The sequence below is a fragment of the Pseudarthrobacter sp. 1G09 genome (genome assembly GCF_050038305.1).
In the GTDB taxonomy this organism is placed as follows: domain Bacteria; phylum Actinomycetota; class Actinomycetes; order Actinomycetales; family Micrococcaceae; genus Arthrobacter; species Arthrobacter equi.
Window position 1 is genome coordinate 3,200,872 of record NZ_CP188306.1, and the last position, 15,699, is coordinate 3,216,570.

18 protein-coding genes are annotated in these 15,699 nt (G+C 67.5%); 12 read left to right on the forward strand and 6 right to left on the reverse strand.

Going from position 1 to position 15,699, the window contains the following annotated elements:
- Nucleotides 1-49: 49 nt before the first annotated feature.
- The 11 genes from ACP3TD_RS14725 to asd all read left to right on the forward strand — a co-directional run bounded on the left by ACP3TD_RS14725 (nucleotide 50) and on the right by asd (nucleotide 10,366).
- Nucleotides 50-748, forward strand: coding sequence for a winged helix-turn-helix transcriptional regulator (locus ACP3TD_RS14725; protein WP_426763752.1), 699 nt, complete (start codon nucleotides 50-52; stop codon nucleotides 746-748).
- Between the two features lie 31 nt (nucleotides 749-779).
- On the forward strand, nucleotides 780-1,751 hold the full coding sequence (mshD, locus tag ACP3TD_RS14730) for a mycothiol synthase (protein WP_426763753.1): 972 nt from the start codon (nucleotides 780-782) through the stop codon (nucleotides 1,749-1,751).
- Nucleotides 1,752-1,880: 129 nt separating this feature from the next.
- Nucleotides 1,881-4,130, forward strand: a complete 2,250-nt coding sequence (locus ACP3TD_RS14735) for an RNA degradosome polyphosphate kinase (RefSeq protein WP_426763754.1) — start codon at nucleotides 1,881-1,883, stop codon at nucleotides 4,128-4,130.
- A 10-nt stretch (nucleotides 4,131-4,140) separates the two neighbouring features.
- On the forward strand, nucleotides 4,141-5,109 hold the full coding sequence (locus tag ACP3TD_RS14740; RefSeq protein ID WP_426763755.1) for an NUDIX hydrolase: 969 nt from the start codon (nucleotides 4,141-4,143) through the stop codon (nucleotides 5,107-5,109).
- Between the two features lie 129 nt (nucleotides 5,110-5,238).
- Entirely contained in the window at nucleotides 5,239-6,813 is a 1,575-nt protein-coding gene (locus tag ACP3TD_RS14745; RefSeq protein ID WP_426763756.1) for a hypothetical protein, read from the forward strand.
- Nucleotides 6,810-7,214: a GntR family transcriptional regulator gene (locus ACP3TD_RS14750; protein WP_426763757.1), complete on the forward strand. Its 405-nt coding sequence runs from the start codon at nucleotides 6,810-6,812 to the stop codon at nucleotides 7,212-7,214. Before ACP3TD_RS14745 ends, ACP3TD_RS14750 begins: the two co-directional genes overlap by 4 nt.
- A complete protein-coding gene (locus tag ACP3TD_RS14755; protein WP_426763758.1) occupies nucleotides 7,204-7,482 on the forward strand; it encodes a DUF1648 domain-containing protein in 279 nt (92 codons plus the stop codon). Before ACP3TD_RS14750 ends, ACP3TD_RS14755 begins: the two co-directional genes overlap by 11 nt.
- A 9-nt stretch (nucleotides 7,483-7,491) precedes the next feature.
- Nucleotides 7,492-8,295, forward strand: a complete 804-nt coding sequence (locus ACP3TD_RS14760) for a thymidylate synthase (RefSeq protein WP_426763759.1) — start codon at nucleotides 7,492-7,494, stop codon at nucleotides 8,293-8,295.
- Complete coding sequence (locus ACP3TD_RS14765; protein WP_426763760.1) at nucleotides 8,292-8,876, forward strand: dihydrofolate reductase; 585 nt, start codon at nucleotides 8,292-8,294, stop codon at nucleotides 8,874-8,876. The genes ACP3TD_RS14760 and ACP3TD_RS14765 overlap by 4 nt, the downstream gene beginning before the upstream one ends.
- Nucleotides 8,877-8,880: 4 nt before the next feature.
- Nucleotides 8,881-9,099 carry an NF038396 family protein gene (locus tag ACP3TD_RS14770; protein ID WP_091722056.1) on the forward strand — a complete coding sequence of 73 codons (219 nt, stop codon included), beginning with the start codon at nucleotides 8,881-8,883 and terminating at the stop codon, nucleotides 9,097-9,099.
- A 124-nt stretch (nucleotides 9,100-9,223) separates the two neighbouring features.
- Nucleotides 9,224-10,366 carry an aspartate-semialdehyde dehydrogenase gene (gene asd / locus ACP3TD_RS14775; protein WP_426763761.1) on the forward strand — a complete coding sequence of 381 codons (1,143 nt, stop codon included), beginning with the start codon at nucleotides 9,224-9,226 and terminating at the stop codon, nucleotides 10,364-10,366.
- Nucleotides 10,367-10,463: 97 nt separating this feature from the next.
- On the opposite strand, the gene ACP3TD_RS14780 is transcribed toward asd, so the two are convergent.
- Nucleotides 10,464-11,600: a winged helix DNA-binding domain-containing protein gene (locus ACP3TD_RS14780; RefSeq protein ID WP_426763762.1), complete on the reverse strand. Its 1,137-nt coding sequence runs from the start codon at nucleotides 11,598-11,600 to the stop codon at nucleotides 10,464-10,466.
- Nucleotides 11,601-11,654: 54 nt separating this feature from the next.
- Between ACP3TD_RS14780 and ACP3TD_RS14785 the strand changes: the two genes are divergently transcribed.
- Entirely contained in the window at nucleotides 11,655-12,155 is a 501-nt protein-coding gene (locus ACP3TD_RS14785) for a hypothetical protein (RefSeq protein WP_426763763.1), read from the forward strand.
- Here ACP3TD_RS14785 and ACP3TD_RS14790 read toward each other — a convergent pair.
- The 5 genes from ACP3TD_RS14790 to ACP3TD_RS14810 all read right to left on the reverse strand — a co-directional run bounded on the left by ACP3TD_RS14790 (nucleotide 12,136) and on the right by ACP3TD_RS14810 (nucleotide 15,695).
- A complete protein-coding gene (locus ACP3TD_RS14790) occupies nucleotides 12,136-13,203 on the reverse strand; it encodes a UDP-N-acetylmuramate dehydrogenase (RefSeq protein WP_426763764.1) in 1,068 nt (355 codons plus the stop codon). The two genes, ACP3TD_RS14785 and ACP3TD_RS14790, sit on opposite strands and share 20 nt — an antisense overlap.
- A gap of 12 nt (nucleotides 13,204-13,215) precedes the next feature.
- Nucleotides 13,216-14,496 carry an MFS transporter gene (locus ACP3TD_RS14795; RefSeq protein WP_426763765.1) on the reverse strand — a complete coding sequence of 427 codons (1,281 nt, stop codon included), beginning with the start codon at nucleotides 14,494-14,496 and terminating at the stop codon, nucleotides 13,216-13,218.
- A 10-nt stretch (nucleotides 14,497-14,506) separates the two neighbouring features.
- Nucleotides 14,507-14,944: a MaoC family dehydratase gene (locus ACP3TD_RS14800; RefSeq protein ID WP_426763766.1), complete on the reverse strand. Its 438-nt coding sequence runs from the start codon at nucleotides 14,942-14,944 to the stop codon at nucleotides 14,507-14,509.
- A 2-nt stretch (nucleotides 14,945-14,946) separates the two neighbouring features.
- Entirely contained in the window at nucleotides 14,947-15,408 is a 462-nt protein-coding gene (locus tag ACP3TD_RS14805; protein ID WP_426763767.1) for an FAS1-like dehydratase domain-containing protein, read from the reverse strand.
- A gap of 62 nt (nucleotides 15,409-15,470) precedes the next feature.
- Nucleotides 15,471-15,695: a DUF3188 domain-containing protein gene (locus ACP3TD_RS14810; protein WP_426763768.1), complete on the reverse strand. Its 225-nt coding sequence runs from the start codon at nucleotides 15,693-15,695 to the stop codon at nucleotides 15,471-15,473.
- Between the last annotated feature and the right edge of the window lie 4 nt (nucleotides 15,696-15,699).

The window sequence follows — 15,699 nt, forward strand, 5'->3', positions numbered from 1 at the left end:
AGCATCAGCTCAGTCGCCCGATGATGCGCGGACAGCCCATGGAGGAACAATGTCGCACATCCTGCTCTTAACGAACAGCACCGGCTCGTCGGTAGACATCCTGCCTGCCCTGGAACTGCTGAACCACCGCGTGCACATCCTCCCTGCGGAGCCCACTGCCCTGCTCGAAACGGACCCTTGCGACATCGTCCTGCTGGATGCGCGCAAAGACCTTGTGGGCGCCCGTTCCCTCACCCAGCTCCTGAAGGCCACCGGCCTCAGCGCACCGCTGGTCCTGATCCTGACTGAAGGCGGCATGGCCGCTGTTTCGTCGGCTTGGGCAGTTGACGACATCGTCCTGGATTCCGCCGGCCCCGCTGAGGTTGAAGCTCGCATCAGGCTCTCGGTGGCCCGCGCCGTACCGGAGCGGGACGATGCTCCCAGCGAAATCCGCGCCGCCGGCGTCGTCATCGACGAAGCCAGCTACACCGCCAGGGTCAACGGCGCACCCCTGAACCTGACGTTCAAGGAATTCGAGCTCCTCAAATACCTGGCCCAGCACCCGGGGCGCGTCTTCACCCGGCAGCAGCTGCTGACCGAGGTGTGGGGCTACGACTACTACGGCGGCACCCGCACCGTTGACGTCCACGTCCGGCGCCTGCGCGCCAAGCTGGGCGCCGACCACGAGAACCTCATCAGCACCGTGCGGAACGTCGGCTACCGGCTGACCCTGGTGCGGCAGCAGGAAGACGAACTGACCGAAGCCTGAGCCGCCGGCCCTGATCCCGTAGCCTAGCTTCATGACTCCAGCGCACCCCGAGAAATGGCCCGTCCATGTTGTCCAAGGCGGGGTTGACCGGCAACTTCTGAAGGACTGCCGCGACCTCCTGGTTGCGGCCGAAGAGTCCGACGGCAACCCCTCGATCTCCGAGCAGACACTGGTGACCATGCGCGCCGGCGATTCTGCGGACCATTCGCTGCTGACCCTGGCGCTGTATGCCCCCGACGAGGACTCGGATCCTGCCACGGGCCAGGACCTGGCAGGATTCGCCGTCGTGGTGGAGGAACCGGACCACAGCGGCGTGCTGGAAATTGCGGTGCACCCTTCCTACCGGAACCAGGGAGTGGCCGACCGCCTGGTGCGGGCACTGCAGGAACGCCGGGGGTTCGACGGGCTGAAGGCCTGGTCCCACGGCAACCACGAGGCCGCCGCAGACCTCGCCGCACGGTACGGCTATGCGCCGGTCCGGGAATTGTGGAAGATGCGGATGACGACGGCGGAGGCGGACCTTCCCGAGGCAGTGCTTCCGGATGGCGTGTCGCTGCGTCAGTTCATCCCGGGCCAGGACGAGGACGCGTGGCTGGCCGTCAACCGTGCGGCCTTCTCGCACCACCCGGAACAGGGCACCCTCACCCGGGCGGACCTGGCGGCACGCATGGAGGAAGACTGGTTCGACCCCGCAGGGTTCCTCCTCGCAGTGGACAACGGGGGCCGCGTTGTGGGCTTCCACTGGACGAAGGTCCATCCCCGCCACGGCTCACACCCTGCCATCGGCGAAGTCTACGTAGTGGGTGTGGCGCCTGAAGCTCAGGGCTCCGGCCTGGGGAAAGCCCTGACCCTGGCCGGCATCAAGTACCTGCAGGACCTCGGCCTGCACGCAGTGATGCTGTACACCGACGCGGACAACACACCCGCCGTCTCGCTGTACCGCAGGCTGGGGTTCACCCGCTGGGACATGGACGTCATGTACGGGCCGGTCAAGGAAGGTTAGTCCAATCGGCTGATTCACCGGGCGGGGCGCTGAATTCAGGGGCTCCACCGCGGTGAATGCTTGTAAGGTTGAAACAGAACCGCGCAGGCCCGAAGCGCCAGCATCAAGCGCCAGGTAAAAGGAGATCCCATGAACCCGGAACCGTCCGGAACAGCCACGTCCCAGGATGCTGCGCCCCCGGTCCGTGCCCGCTTCGGCTCCTCGGAGGTTCCGGCCTCCCGGGCCACGCAGGACCGCATCGACATCCCGGAGTTCGCACCAAACCTCGAGCCGGAGGGGGACATCAGCCCGGACCGTTTCCTGGACCGTGAGCTGAGCTGGCTCAGCTTTAACTCCCGGGTGCTGGAACTGGCTGAGGACCCCACCCTGCACCTGCTGGAACGGGTCAACTTCCTCTCCATCTTCGCCTCGAACCTCGATGAGTTCTTCATGGTCCGGGTGGCAGGCCTGAAGCGCCGTATCGCCACTGGACTGGCTGTCCCTTCCCCGGCCGGCCTGAGCCCGGTGGAAGTGCTGGAACAGATCAGCGCCGAAGCCCACCGGCTCCAGCAGCGGCACGCCCAGGTATACGCCGAACAGATCCGGCCGGCCCTGGCGTATGAGCACATCCACCTCATGCACTGGGACGAACTCGACGACGCCGCCCAGCAGCAGCTGAGCGTCATGTTCGCCGAGAAGGTGTTCCCCATCCTTACACCCCTCGCGGTGGACCCGGCGCACCCCTTCCCCTACATCTCCGGGCTGTCCCTCAACCTGGCCGTGGTGGTCCGGAACCCGGTAAGCGACAAGGAATTGTTCGCCCGCGTCAAGGTGCCGGACCAGCTCCCCCGGCTGATCTCCATCGACGGCCCGCGTGCAGGCGCCGTGGCCGGACGCGTGGCACGTTTCATCGCCCTCGAAGACGTCATCGCGGTCCATTTGGACAAGCTCTTCCCCGGCATGGAAGTCCTGGAGCACCACACCTTCCGCGTCACCCGCAACGAGGACGTGGAGGTGGAGGAGGACGACGCCGAGAACCTCCTCCAGGCCCTGGAGAAGGAACTGCTGCGCCGCCGGTTCGGCCCACCGGTCCGGCTGGAACTGACCAACGACATCAACCCCAACATCCGGGCGCTGCTGATCCGCGAACTCGGCGTGGAGGAATCAGAGGTCTACTCGGTACCCGCCCCGCTGGACCTCCGCGGCCTCGCCGTTATTGCCGGCATAGACCGCGCCGACCTGCACTACCCCAAGCACGTTCCGCACACCTCCCGGTACCTGAACGAGTCCGAGACGTCCAAGGCCGCCAACGTCTTTGCCGCCATGCGCCGCCGCGACATCCTGCTCCACCACCCGTACGATTCGTTCTCCACTTCCGTTCAGGCTTTCCTGGAGCAGGCCGCGGCGGATCCCAAGGTCCAGGCCATAAAGCAGACGCTGTACCGCACGTCCGGCGACTCCCCGATCGTCGATGCGCTCATCGACGCCGCGGAGGCCGGCAAACAGGTCCTGGCCCTGGTCGAAATCAAGGCCCGGTTCGATGAGCAGGCCAACATCTCCTGGGCCCGCAAGCTGGAACAGGCCGGCGTGCACGTGGTGTACGGCATCGTGGGCCTGAAAACGCACTGCAAGCTGTCCCTGGTGGTCCGCCAGGAAGTGGATGGCCTCCGCCGCTACTGCCACATCGGCACCGGCAACTACCACCCCCGCACCGCGCGGTACTACGAGGACCTCGGCCTCCTGACGTCCAACGAGCAGGTGGGCCAGGACCTGTCCAAGCTGTTCAACCAGCTGTCGGGCTACGCTCCCAAGTCCACGTTCAAGCGGCTGCTGGTGGCTCCCCGTTCCGTGCGCTCCGGGCTGATCGACAGGATTGAAACCGAGATCCGCAACGCCCGGGCCGGCAAGCCGGGCCGCGTGCAGATCAAGGTCAACTCCATGGTGGACGAAGCCATCATCGACTCCCTCTACCGCGCGTCCCAGGCTGGCGTGAAGGTGGACGTGGTGGTTCGCGGAATCTGCTCGCTGCGCCCCGGCGTGCCGGGCCTGAGCGAGAACATCACGGTCCGGTCCATCCTGGGCCGGTTCCTGGAGCACTCCCGCGTGTTTGCCTTCGCCAACGGCGGGGAACCCGTGGTGTATATCGGCTCGGCCGACATGATGCACCGCAACCTCGACCGCAGGGTGGAGGCCCTGGTGCAGCTTGCCAGCCCCGATGACGTCACCTACGTCCTCGACCTGCTGCAGCGCTACATGGCACCGGAAACGTCCAGCTGGCACCTGGATAACGACGGCCATTGGATCCGCCACCACCTCGGGGAGGACGGCAAGCCGCTGGAGGACGTCCAGTCCTGGCTGCTCGCCTCGCGCCCCCGGCAGCGCAGCCTGAGCCGGCGTTAGGGCTCCGGCGTTGTCGAGCGATGCACTCGTAGAAGACCAGACAGACCATCCCGGGGAACCAGTAGCGGTCACCGCTGCCGGAGCGATCCCTTGGCGGGCCACCCGGGATGGACTTGAAGTCCTCCTGATCCACCGCCCCCGCTATGACGACTGGTCCTGGCCAAAAGGCAAGATCGACGACGGCGAGACGGTACCGGAGTGCGCGGTCCGGGAAGTGCGGGAGGAAATTGGGCTTGATGCCTCCCTGGGCATTCCCTTGCCGCCCATCCATTACCACGTGTCCTCGGGGCTGAAGGTGGTCTATTACTGGGCCGTGAAGGTCAATGGCGCACGCCTCGTACCGGATGGCAAGGAAGTGGACTCCGTCATGTGGTGCAGCCCGGACAAGGCGGCTGCGCTGCTCTCCAACCCTTCGGATACGGCGCCGCTGCAGCACCTTCGCGAGGCGCATGCCCGCGGCGCGCTGGACACCTGGCCGCTGTTGGTTGTCCGCCATGCCAAGGCAAAGCCGCGTTCGTCCTGGACCAAGGCCGAAGGTGAGCGGCCGCTGGCCGCCACGGGTATCCGGCAGGCGCAGGCCGTCGGCAGGTTGCTGCAGGCCTGGAAGCCGCCGCGGGTGGTCACCAGCCCGTGGCTGCGCTGCGTCGCCACTGTGGCTCCCTACGCGAAGGCCAGCGGTGCGAAGGTCAAGATGGCGGAGGCACTGACGGAACACCGGCACGAGCGCAGCCCCAAAAAGACGGCCGGCATCATCGAGTCACTTTTCGACAAGCAGCGGCCAGTTGCAGTCTGCACGCACCGCCCGGCCCTGCCCACCGTCCTCGCCCAACTGGCCAAGCACATGCCGGCGCGGCTGGGCAGCCTGCTCCCCTCCGCGGACCCATATCTGTCTCCCGGAGAGCTGGTGGTATGCCACGTGGCCTGCGCCAAGGGGAACAGCGTTGTAGCGGTGGAGCGGTTCAAACCCTTCGACGACTGACGGTACTGGCTGGCCCATCCGGTTGACCCCGCGCCGCTTTGTATCAAATACTTGATACAAAGCCGCACGAATTTGGGGGAAGATGTGCCAGGCCTCGACGCCTTAGCGTTCAATACAATGCAGCCGACGGTGATCCTGTTTCCGTTCCTGCTGGCCGCAGGTGTCTACCTGCTGCTCCGGTGGGTGATCTGGCAACCGGGGAATCCCGGGTCAGCGGACACCGCGGCCAAGCACGCACTCTGGATCGGTGTGATCGGCTGGCTGGTGAGTTCGCTCCAGCCGGCGGCGAAGGCGGGCCTGATCCCTGTTTCCGGCCTGTACCAGGCGCCGTCCGCCGTCGAACTCCTCCCTGTCCTGGCGTGGCCCGTCCTAGGCTGCCTTGCGGTGCACGCCATCGGCCAGCTCAGCTATCCCGGTCCACGGCTTCCCCGCCGGCGGGCGAGCCTCGACGTCCGGCGGATCCGCGATTTCCTTCCGCGGAAACTCGCTTGGACCGTGCTGGCCATCTTCGTTACGGCAGCCGGGCAGATCGCGTGGACGGCGAGCCTGCCGGGTTTTGATCCCGTTGCCTATGTCCCGCGGCCCGAACCGTCCGGCGGCAGCACGTATTACGGCGGCGACGGCCGGGTTCCCGGCATCGACCTTGCCGCTCCTCTGGGTGCAGCACTGGCGGTCCTGGCAGCCGGAACCTTCGCCGTCCTGGCACTGATCGCCCGCCGGCGGCGGCTGGAATCGCTCACGTCCGAGGACAACGGCCTGCTGCGCACCATCGCGATGAACCGGCTCCTCCGTACCGTGGCCACGGTGGCCTCCGGCCTGGCCGCAATCGCCGGCAACCACACTGCCTTGCCGGACCCCGCCGAAAGCAACGGCACGTGGGCCAGCCCGGCCGCAGCCCTGAACCTCGTGGTCCTGCTGGCCATGTGGTGGTGGGCGCCGCCCAAGCTGTCCCACGGATTGACGGCAAGCCGGGCCGGACAGATCCTTGACCCACAACCGGCTACGAAACTGGTGGTTTCGATCGGTCCGGCCATGGGCTTGGCCGCGCTGCTTCCACTGGTGGCAGCGGCGGTAATGCCTGGCGTCCTCACCGGCCATCCTGCCATCTTCGTGGCACTCGCGGCCATCGCTGTCCTGGGTGTAGTGGCCGGCGGCGAGGTCCTCCTACACCGCAACTACGGCACGGACAGCGAGCCCCGTCGCTGGCCCCGCCAGATGGTCTCCCCCGCACTTTTCACCACGGTAGTTGCTGCCATGGCCGTCCTGCTCGGCGTCCTGGTCTTCATTGCAATGCGGCAGGCGGCCACGGGCGTACCGTCGTCGTGGCCGGCAACGGCATGGACCACCGTGGCCGCCATCGGAACCGCCGCCGCGCCCGTTGCCGTGGCACGGCGCCGCCGCAGTATCCCCGGGGCGGTTCCCGGGCTGGACGCCGCCCTTCGTGCCATCACGCTGCACAGGGTGGCCCGCACTTTGGCTGCCCTCTTCGCCGCCCAGGCCGGGGCGCTGCTCATGAGCGCAGCACCGGCGCTCCAGCGCTTTTCCCCGCCGGGCGCCGACGCCACTTCAGTCCTGTGGCAGGTAGCACCGGGAGCCGGAGTGATCCTGGCTGCTGCCGGCGTGGTCATTGCGGTGATCCCGGTCCGCGGAATCACCGCCAAGCCTGCCGCCAAGGCAGCGCCTTCACCCGAATCGGTGCCGTGAGCGCCGGAATCACCGTGGACCTGCGGTCCGCCACCCCGCCCTATGAGCAAATCCGGTCACAGATCAGCTCCCTGGTTGCGGTTGGGGCACTGCCGGCTGGAAGCAGGCTGCCCACCGTCCGCAGCCTGGCCGCGGATTTGGGCATCGCTGCCGGCACAGTGGCCAGGGCGTACAAGGAGTTGGAGGCGGCCGGGGTTGTTGAATCACGACGCCGGGGCGGCACCTTCATCGCCTCCGTTCCGGACGGTGCCGGGTACGGCCGCCCGGGTACAGTACCGCCGGAGGTGACCGCCGCCGTCGAACGCTGTGTGGAGGCCGGCAGGAAGGCGGGACTCAGCGACGGGCTGCTGCTGGACCTGGTGCGCGGAAGGCTCGGAAGGGAGCGGACCGATGGACGCTGATCCGCGCCCTCCCTCCCGGCGGACCGGGTTTGTGCCGTCCCTGCTGCTCCTGGCGGCCACTGCAGTCCTCGGGGCTTACCTGTACGCGGAAATGCCGGATCCAGTCCCTGTGCATTGGAACGGGGCGGGCATCCCGGACAGGTTCGCCGGCAAGTCAGTCCTTGCCGTTTTTTCGCCGCTGCTGATTGGTACCGGCGTGGTGGCGTTCCTGTGGCTGGTGGTCCGCGCCACCCGCGCGGTCTCCGTTCCGCCGGCTCCGCCCCGGTAGACTGGGACGGTGAGCATCCCCACGCCTTATGAAGACCTTCTGCGCGACGTCCTGGCCCATGGCACGCACAAATCCGACCGTACGGGCACCGGAACCACCAGCGTTTTCGGCCGCCAGATCCGCTTCGACCTGGCCGAAGGCTTCCCGCTCATCACCACCAAGCGGGTCCACTTCAAGTCCGTGGCAGTGGAACTGTTGTGGTTCCTGCGCGGTGAAACCAACGTGAAGTGGATGCAGGACCAGGGCGTCACCATCTGGAACGAATGGGCAGACGAGGACGGCGACCTTGGCCCGGTGTACGGCGTTCAGTGGCGCAGCTGGCCCACCCCGGACGGCGGCCACATCGACCAGATCGCTGAGCTCGTGGAGAACCTCAAGGCCAACCCGGACTCCCGCCGCCACATCGTCTCGGCCTGGAACGTCTCCGAGCTCAACGACATGGCGCTGCCGCCCTGCCACGCGTTCTTCCAGTTCTATGTTGCCGACGGCAAGCTTTCCTGCCAGCTGTACCAGCGCTCGGCGGACATGTTCCTGGGCGTCCCGTTCAACATCGCCTCCTACGCCCTGCTCACGTACATGCTGGCGCAGCAGGTGGGCCTCGAGCCCGGCGAATTCGTGTGGACCGGTGGCGACGTCCACATCTACGAGAACCACATGGACCAGGTCCTCAAGCAGCTCGAACGGGAGCCGTACGGGTACCCGCAGCTGTTGATCAACAGGAAGCCCGCCTCGATCTTCGACTACACCCTGGAAGACTTCGAGGTGGTCGGTTACAAGCACCACCCAGCCATTAAGGCGCCGATTGCCGTATGAGCACCGGGAACTCCACCGATCCCCAGTCCTTCACCGAGGAACTTGCCGCCTCCATCACAGGCGTTGGCCTGGTCTGGGCCCAGACACAGAACGGCGTCATCGGCAAGGACGGGGACATGCCCTGGCACCTGCCGGAGGACCTCAGGCACTTCACCCGGCTGACCACCGGGCACCCGGTCATCATGGGCCGCAAGACCTGGCTGTCCTTTCCGGAGAAGTACCGCCCCCTGCCCGGGCGGACCAACATCGTCATCACCCGGCAGAAAAGCTGGGCCGACACGCCCGAGGCGGAGGGCGCCGTCGTGGTCCCCTCGCTGGATGACGCGCTGCTGGAGTCCCAGTTCGTCGACGGCGGTGACACCGTCTGGATCCTTGGCGGCGGCGAGATTTTCCGCCAGTCGACGGAGCTCGCCAACGTTGCGGTGGTCACCACCATCGACGTGGAGGCCGACGGCGATACGTACGCTCCGGAGCTCGGCGCCAGTTGGGAGGCCAGCTCCTCCCTCCCGCCGGACGGATGGCTGACCGGCGCCAACGGCACACGCTACCGATTCACCAAATGGTCACGGACCGAAAGCTAGGACGATGCTGAAAAAACCCGAAACCCTGTTCGTCCTGGGGTACATGCTCCTCCCTCTCCTGGCCCTGCTGTCCGCGATCGTTGGACTCACCATGATCCTGGGCGGCAACAAGATCGCCGGCGCCATCGTGCTGGTGGTGGTGACGCAGGCCTTCGCCTTTGGCGCATTCTTCGCCCTGCGGGCCCGCAAAACCGCCATGCTGGAAGAGTCCGACCGGGGCTGACCTGTTGCGGTGGCCGGCCGCGGCAAACCGCTTCGGGTCCGGGCCGCCGTCGTACTCCGCCGGAGCCTGCCGGCAGTGACGTAACCGACTGCGCCCTTCCGGTTGCGAAGTCTAAACTGTACGAATGACTACAGCAGCTACCCCTTCCGTCGGCCTGGTCGGATGGCGCGGCATGGTGGGCTCTGTCCTCATGCAGCGCATGCAGGACGAGGGCGACTTCGCCAACATCAACCCGGTGTTTTTCTCCACGTCCAACGCGGGCGGTGCCGCCCCCACCCTTGCTGGTTCAGCAGGAGGGAGCGCCGGCAAGCTCGAGGACGCGTTTGACCTCGACACCCTGGCGAAGCTGCCCATTATTGTCACCGCCCAGGGCGGGGACTACACCAAGCAGGTCCACGGCGAACTGCGCGCCCGCGGCTGGGACGGCCTCTGGATCGACGCCGCCTCCACGCTGCGCATGAATGACGATTCGATCATCGTGCTGGACCCCATCAACCGCGATGTGATCGACAAGGGCCTGGTTAATGGCACCAGGGACTTCATCGGCGGCAACTGCACGGTCTCCTGCATGCTCATGGGCCTCGGCGGACTGTTCAAGAACGGCCTCGTCGAATGGGGCACGTCCATGACCTACCAGGCTGCCTCCGGCGGCGGCGCCCGGCACATGCGTGAGCTCCTCAGCCAGTTCGGCACGCTGAACGCGGAGGTCAGCACCGAACTGGACGACCCCGCGTCAGCCATCCTCGAGATCGACCGCAAGGTGCTGGCCCACCAGCGCAGTGACATCGACGCCACCCAGTTCGGCGTCCCGCTGGCCGGCTCCCTGATCCCCTGGATCGATGCGGACCTGGGCAACGGCCAGTCCAAGGAAGAGTGGAAGGCCGGGGTCGAGACCAACAAGATCCTGGGCACCGCCGAGGACAACCACGTGATCATGGACGGCCTCTGCGTCCGCATCGGCGCCATGCGCTCCCACTCGCAGGCACTGACGCTGAAGCTCCGCGAAGACCTCTCCGTGGCCGAGATTGAAAAGCTGCTGGCCGAGGACAACGAGTGGGCCAAGGTGGTTCCCAACACCAAGGAAGCCTCCATGGCCGACCTCACGCCTGTAGCCGCGTCCGGCACACTGGACATCCCGGTGGGACGCATCCGCAAGATGGAAATGGGCCCCAACTACATCAGCGCCTTCACCGTGGGCGACCAGCTCCTCTGGGGCGCCGCCGAGCCGCTGCGCCGCATGCTGAAGATCGCCACCGGCAACCTCTAAGCCTCCCAGCTGCTTCACAAGCGGCCCTGACCCGCATGACCGTTGCTGCCCGGCACCGGTCATGCGGGGCGGGGCCGCTTTTGCATTTCCGGTGGCGTCAGCCAGCCAGGAAGGCCTCATACCGGCGGGCGGCTTTGGCCAGGGCTGCGTGCGCTGCCGGACCCGGCGGCCGGATCCCGTCGAAGAATTCGGGTACGACGGCGGCAGCACGGCCGGTGCCTTCCCGCGCCCAGGTGCCCACCACCTCCCCCGCCGCAACCACAGTCTTCTTGAAGACCCCGTTGCCGCCGGGAACGATGCTGTTGAAGTGCTCCGGTGCCAGCACAAGGCTGCGGTCCTGGTAGCCGAGTACGAACTCGTCGAAGCCTGGCAGCAGCAGGACTGACCTGGCTCCCGGGACCCCGCCGTCCAGCAGTGCGGCCGTCTCCGGCGACATCCAGTAGTCCACGCCGCCGAACTCAACCTCCACTACCTGGCTGCGGACGGCGTCGAGCGCGGTCCTGGCCTCGGTCAGCGGGATCTGCGTCCACCAGGCGAAGTCCCGCACCGTTACCGGCCCGTGGCTTCGGATGTAGCGCAGCAGGAACTCCGCCACCGCTTCCGCCCGTTCGAGGCGCCGTGGCACGGGAATCCATTCGTCGAATGCGACCAGCAGCTGCTGGTTTCCCGCCAGTGGCCCCGGCACCAGCCATCCGTGCCGGCACAGCGTGCCCAGGATGTGGATGCCGCGCTGGCCCGTTGTCGGCTGGCCGGCGGCATCGAACTCCTTGAACAGGTCTGTACGGCTGACAGGACCGCCCGCAGCGATCCGGGCCAGCGCCACGTCCCGGCTCGCCTCGATATCGGCCCAGCTGATGGCCAGTTCCCGGTGCCTGGCGGCGATGCTCCTGGTGAGGCGTTCGGCAGTGAGGTCCAGCATCCAGCCGAGGTCCTCGGGCGCCACCAGGTGCAGTGTTCCGCGCATGGGCCAGGAGCGCACTATCGAGCCTGCATCAAGGGCGGCCCGGACATCACCCAGGCCCAAGCCCGGGTGCCGTACGCCTACGGCCCACAGCGACGCCTGCAGGTCCTGCGCCTGCATCGCCGTCATCCACCGCACCACGTCCTCGGCGGAGCCGGGAACAGCACCGGCAGGCCCTGCCACTGGTGCAGGCCCGGCAGCTGTGAGCCCTTGGGACACCAGCCGGAGCCGGCCCATGACGTTACGGCTCAGCCGCACGGCGGTTGGTGACATTGCTTCATCCTAGGTGCCGCACCCCTTGGCGCCTACGCCGGTTAGGGTGGAACCATGACTTTGGGGAGTTTGTGGCTGTTGCTTGCGCGTAAAACCAGGATGTGGATGATCGGCGGGACGCTCAGCGTCCTGGCCGGAACGGCACTGGGAGGCCTCTCCCTCACCAGGTTCCTGGGCAGCGGACAGTCTGAACCCCGGATCCTTCTTCCCTCACTGGCCCTGAGCCTGGGCGGAGGTTACGCGGTCCTCTTTCCCGGCCTCAGCACGGGCTGCCAGGGGGTGCGGATCCGCAGGGACTGGCGCCGCCACCCGATGGCCGGACGGGTGCTCTGGGTGCTGTCCCTGGCGGTCGCCACCGCCGGCCTGGCCACGTGCATCGTGGCCGGGACAGTGAGCCCGCTGGCGCCAGGGCAGCTGGTATGGATTTTCATGGGCATCTATCTGGTCCTGGCGGGGTGGGCCTCGGCCGTCATGGGTGCGGCGGCATCCCTGCGCCAGGACCCGGCAGGCACCGCAGTGGCCGCCGAGGAAGAGGTTACAGTTCCAGGCCGATAAGCAGCGGCTCGGGGTGCAGCCGGACGCCAAAGCGGCGTTCTACGCCGGCACGCACCTCGCGTGCCACGGCCACCACGTCGGAGGCGCCTGCGCCGCCGCGGTTGGTGATGGCCAGTGTGTGCTTGGTGGACAGCGAAGCCCGTCCCCCGGACACGCTGTCCGGTTCGAGCCCGAAGCCCTTACCGAAGCCTGCCTGGTCAATCAGCCACGCAGCGGACAGCTTGACCATTCCGTCCTGTCCGGCAGGGTACCGCGGCGCGTTCTCGGGCAGCGACGCCGCCTCCGCCTCCGGCACAATCGGGTTGGTGAAGAACGACCCCGTCGAATAGGTGTCCCGGTCCGCAGGATCGAGGACCATGCCCTTGGCGGCCCGCAGCCGCAGCACTTCCCGGCGCACATCGTTCGAGTAGGCCCGCTTGCCCGCCTCAACGCCGAGGGACCGCGCCAGCTCGGCGTACCGGATGGGGGCGCTCATCCGGCCCAGCGGGAGCTGGAATTCGACCGTCAGCACCACGTACCGGGGCGACCCGTTCACCGTGGTCTGCTTCAGGATAGAGTCCCGGTAGCCGAACTTCAGCTCGGAGTTGGTGAAGGTCTGCACTGCGTTCCGCTCGCGGTCCCAGGTTCGGACCGCGGCGATGGTCTGCGAGACGTCGGCGCCATAGGCACCCACGTTCTGCACCGGCGTGGCGCCCGTTGACCCCGGGATCCCGGAAAGCGCTTCGATCCCCGACCACGCGTGGCGGACAGCGTAATCCACCAGCTGGTCCCAGTTGTGGCCGGCCTGGACTACCACGGCCACACCGCCGCAGGAGTCTTCCGCGTTGACCGTGAAGCCCTCGGAGGCGATCTTCACCACCGTCCCGGGGTACCCGTCGTCGGAAATCAGGAGGTTGGAGCCGCCCGCGATGATCAGCACATGCTCCCCCGCGGCATCCGCGGTGCGGACGGCATCGATGATCTCAGCCTCGGTCCGCGCCTCGATGTACTTGCCGGCGGGGCCACCGACGGCGGAGGTGGTCAGGGAAGAAAGCAGGGTGGAAGTCACCAGAACACCTTACTAGGCAATCCCTGCGGGCTTCCGGGCCACCGGCGAAAGGAAGAAGCTGACGGCCAGCATCACCATAACGGCCAGCAGCGAATGCAGGATGCCCACGTGCTCGGCCAGAAGGCCCAGCAGCGGCGGTCCACACAAGAACGCGCCGTAGCCGATGGTGGAGACCACGGAGACCCTGGCGGCGGCTTTGGCGGGGTCGTCGGCTGCGGCGGACATGCCCACGGGGAACCCCAGCGAGGCACCCAGCCCCCAGATGGCGAGGCCAATAAAGGCGAGCCACGGCACCGGCGCGAAGACGAACAGGCCCAGCCCCAGGACCGCCAGCGCAGCGCACCAGCGCATCACCGGGACCCTGCCGTAGCGGTCCAGGACAAGGGTTCCGGCGAACCGGCCGATGGTCATGAACGTGACGAACAGCCCGTACCCGGCGGCGCCGGCGGCGTCGCTTTGCCCGTGTCCGTCCGCCAATGCGAGGGCCACCCAGTCGCCCGCCGCACCTTCGGCCAGGGCCAGGCCCAGCACCAGGACACCCAGGAGGAGCGTCCTTCGGTCGCGCCAGGCCTGGGCGATCTTGCGTTTGTTGTCGAGTGGGGCCTCCCCTTCACCGGCGATGATGAGGGGAATAGGCCCGGTAGTGGGGTCCTCGAAATGGTCGGGGCTGTAGGTCCGCTCCCCCGCTACCGGGGTGATGTCCGCCCGGAACCAGGACGCGGCCGTCGCCACCGACACCGCGACCACCAGGCCTGCCGCGCCGAGGTGCCAGGCCACCGGAAGGGACGCCGCGGCAGCGGCAGCCCCCAGGCCCGCACCCGCCACGGTCCCCAGGCTGAAGGCACCGTGCAGCCGGGGCATGATGTGCCGGCCCACGGCCCGTTCCACCGCCGCGCCCTCCACGTTCGAGGCGGTGTTCCAGCTTCCGGTGCCCAGCCCGATAACGGCCAGCCCCGCCGCGGTGACCACGGGACTGGCGAACACGGAGGTGCCGAGGCCGGCGAGCAGCAGGCCGAAGCCCACCATGATGCTGCCGGTTCGGATGGTCTGCTTGGAGCCCAGCCGGAGCACGATCAGTCCCGAGGCAGACACAGAAGCAAACGAGCCCAGGGTCAGGCAGAGCAGCAGGACGCCTACGTTCCCAGGGGTCAGGTCCAGGGCATCACGGATCGCCGGGAGCCGGGATACCCAGGACGCGAAGGCCAGCCCGCTGGCGCCGTAGGCCACTACAACGGCGTTGCGCCAGTGGGTGACGTTGGCCGCCGTGGCGTGGGGTGCTGCTGTTTTGGTCAAGGAGGTTCCGCTAGGAGAGCTTGACGACGGCCTGGGCCTTCATCAGGACCTTTTGCCCGGCCGCGGTGACGGTGAGGTCCACGCGGGCGGTGCCCGCCTCGTGGTCGAGCTTTCCGATGGTGCCGCTGACCTCAATGGTGGCCCCGGGCCCGGCGGTGCCGGTGGTGTCGGTGACCAGGACGGGCTTGGTAAAGCGGGTCTGGAAATCGACGACGGCGGCCGGGTCGCCGGCCCAGTCTGTCACCAGCTGGACGGCCGAGCCCATGGTGAACATGCCGTGGGCGATGACGCCGGGCAATTCGACGCCGGTGGCGAAGGCCTCGTTCCAGTGGATGGGGTTGAAGTCGCCGGAAGCGCCTGCGTACTTGACCAGGTCCGTGCGGGTGACCTCGACGGTGCGGCTGCCGATCTCCTGGCCGGCAGCCAGGTCGGTGATGCTGGGGCTCATGGTTACTGTCCCTCTCCGCGGACCAGGATGGATGACGTGGTGGTGGTGACCTGCTCGCGGCCGTCACCGTCGCCGAGGGCGAAGATTTCGGAGCGGGTGGTGATCATGGCGCCACCGCCCATGGCACGGACGCCGTCCACGTGCAGTTCGGCCACGAGCCGGTCACCGGCGAAGATGGGACGGTGGTGGATGAAGCGCTGGTCTGCGTGGACCACGCGGGAGAAGTCGATGCCCGCTTCCGGGTCCTCGATGAGCTGGGCGTCGGCGCGCTGGGCGATGATGATGGCGAAGGTGGGCGGTGCCACGAGGTCGCGATGGCCCAGTGCCGTGGCGGCGTCCACGTCGAAGTGTGCGGGATGGGTGGCCTTGACCGCCCGGGCGAACTCGCGGATCTTCTCGCGGCCGACGTCGTACACCTCTGCGGCAGGGTAGCTCCGGCCCTGCAGATCCGGATTGATAGTCATGGCCTCAAGCCTATCGTCCGCGTCATGGCGGGCCGAAAACGGGGCGGTCCCCGGCGGCGCTGCTAGCGGCGGAGGTTCTTCCGGATCGACTGGCCGCGGACCACCATGCCCACCACGTGCAGGACCAGGCCGAGTCCGATCAGCGGCAGGGAGGCCATGGCCAGGCCCTGGTTGCCGCCGGTGTTGCCCACGAGGTTCAGGATGATGCCGACGGCGATCAGGCCCATGGCGCTGAAGACCATGACTTTGTAGGAGGTTGGCGCGGTGGCCCAGAATTCGTTCAGCACCGTC

Coding starts and splice junctions, on each gene's coding strand:
- ACP3TD_RS14725 (WP_426763752.1), top strand. CDS start 50: ATGTCGCACATCCTGCTCTTAACGAACAGCACCGGCTCGTCGGTAGAC.
- mshD (WP_426763753.1), top strand. CDS start 780: ATGACTCCAGCGCACCCCGAGAAATGGCCCGTCCATGTTGTCCAAGGC.
- ACP3TD_RS14735 (WP_426763754.1), top strand. CDS start 1,881: ATGAACCCGGAACCGTCCGGAACAGCCACGTCCCAGGATGCTGCGCCC.
- ACP3TD_RS14755 (WP_426763758.1), top strand. CDS start 7,204: ATGGACGCTGATCCGCGCCCTCCCTCCCGGCGGACCGGGTTTGTGCCG.
- ACP3TD_RS14765 (WP_426763760.1), top strand. CDS start 8,292: ATGAGCACCGGGAACTCCACCGATCCCCAGTCCTTCACCGAGGAACTT.
- ACP3TD_RS14770 (WP_091722056.1), top strand. CDS start 8,881: ATGCTGAAAAAACCCGAAACCCTGTTCGTCCTGGGGTACATGCTCCTC.
- asd (WP_426763761.1), top strand. CDS start 9,224: ATGACTACAGCAGCTACCCCTTCCGTCGGCCTGGTCGGATGGCGCGGC.
- ACP3TD_RS14780 (WP_426763762.1), bottom strand. CDS start 11,600: ATGTCACCAACCGCCGTGCGGCTGAGCCGTAACGTCATGGGCCGGCTC.
- ACP3TD_RS14785 (WP_426763763.1), top strand. CDS start 11,655: ATGACTTTGGGGAGTTTGTGGCTGTTGCTTGCGCGTAAAACCAGGATG.
- ACP3TD_RS14800 (WP_426763766.1), bottom strand. CDS start 14,944: ATGAGCCCCAGCATCACCGACCTGGCTGCCGGCCAGGAGATCGGCAGC.
- ACP3TD_RS14805 (WP_426763767.1), bottom strand. CDS start 15,408: ATGACTATCAATCCGGATCTGCAGGGCCGGAGCTACCCTGCCGCAGAG.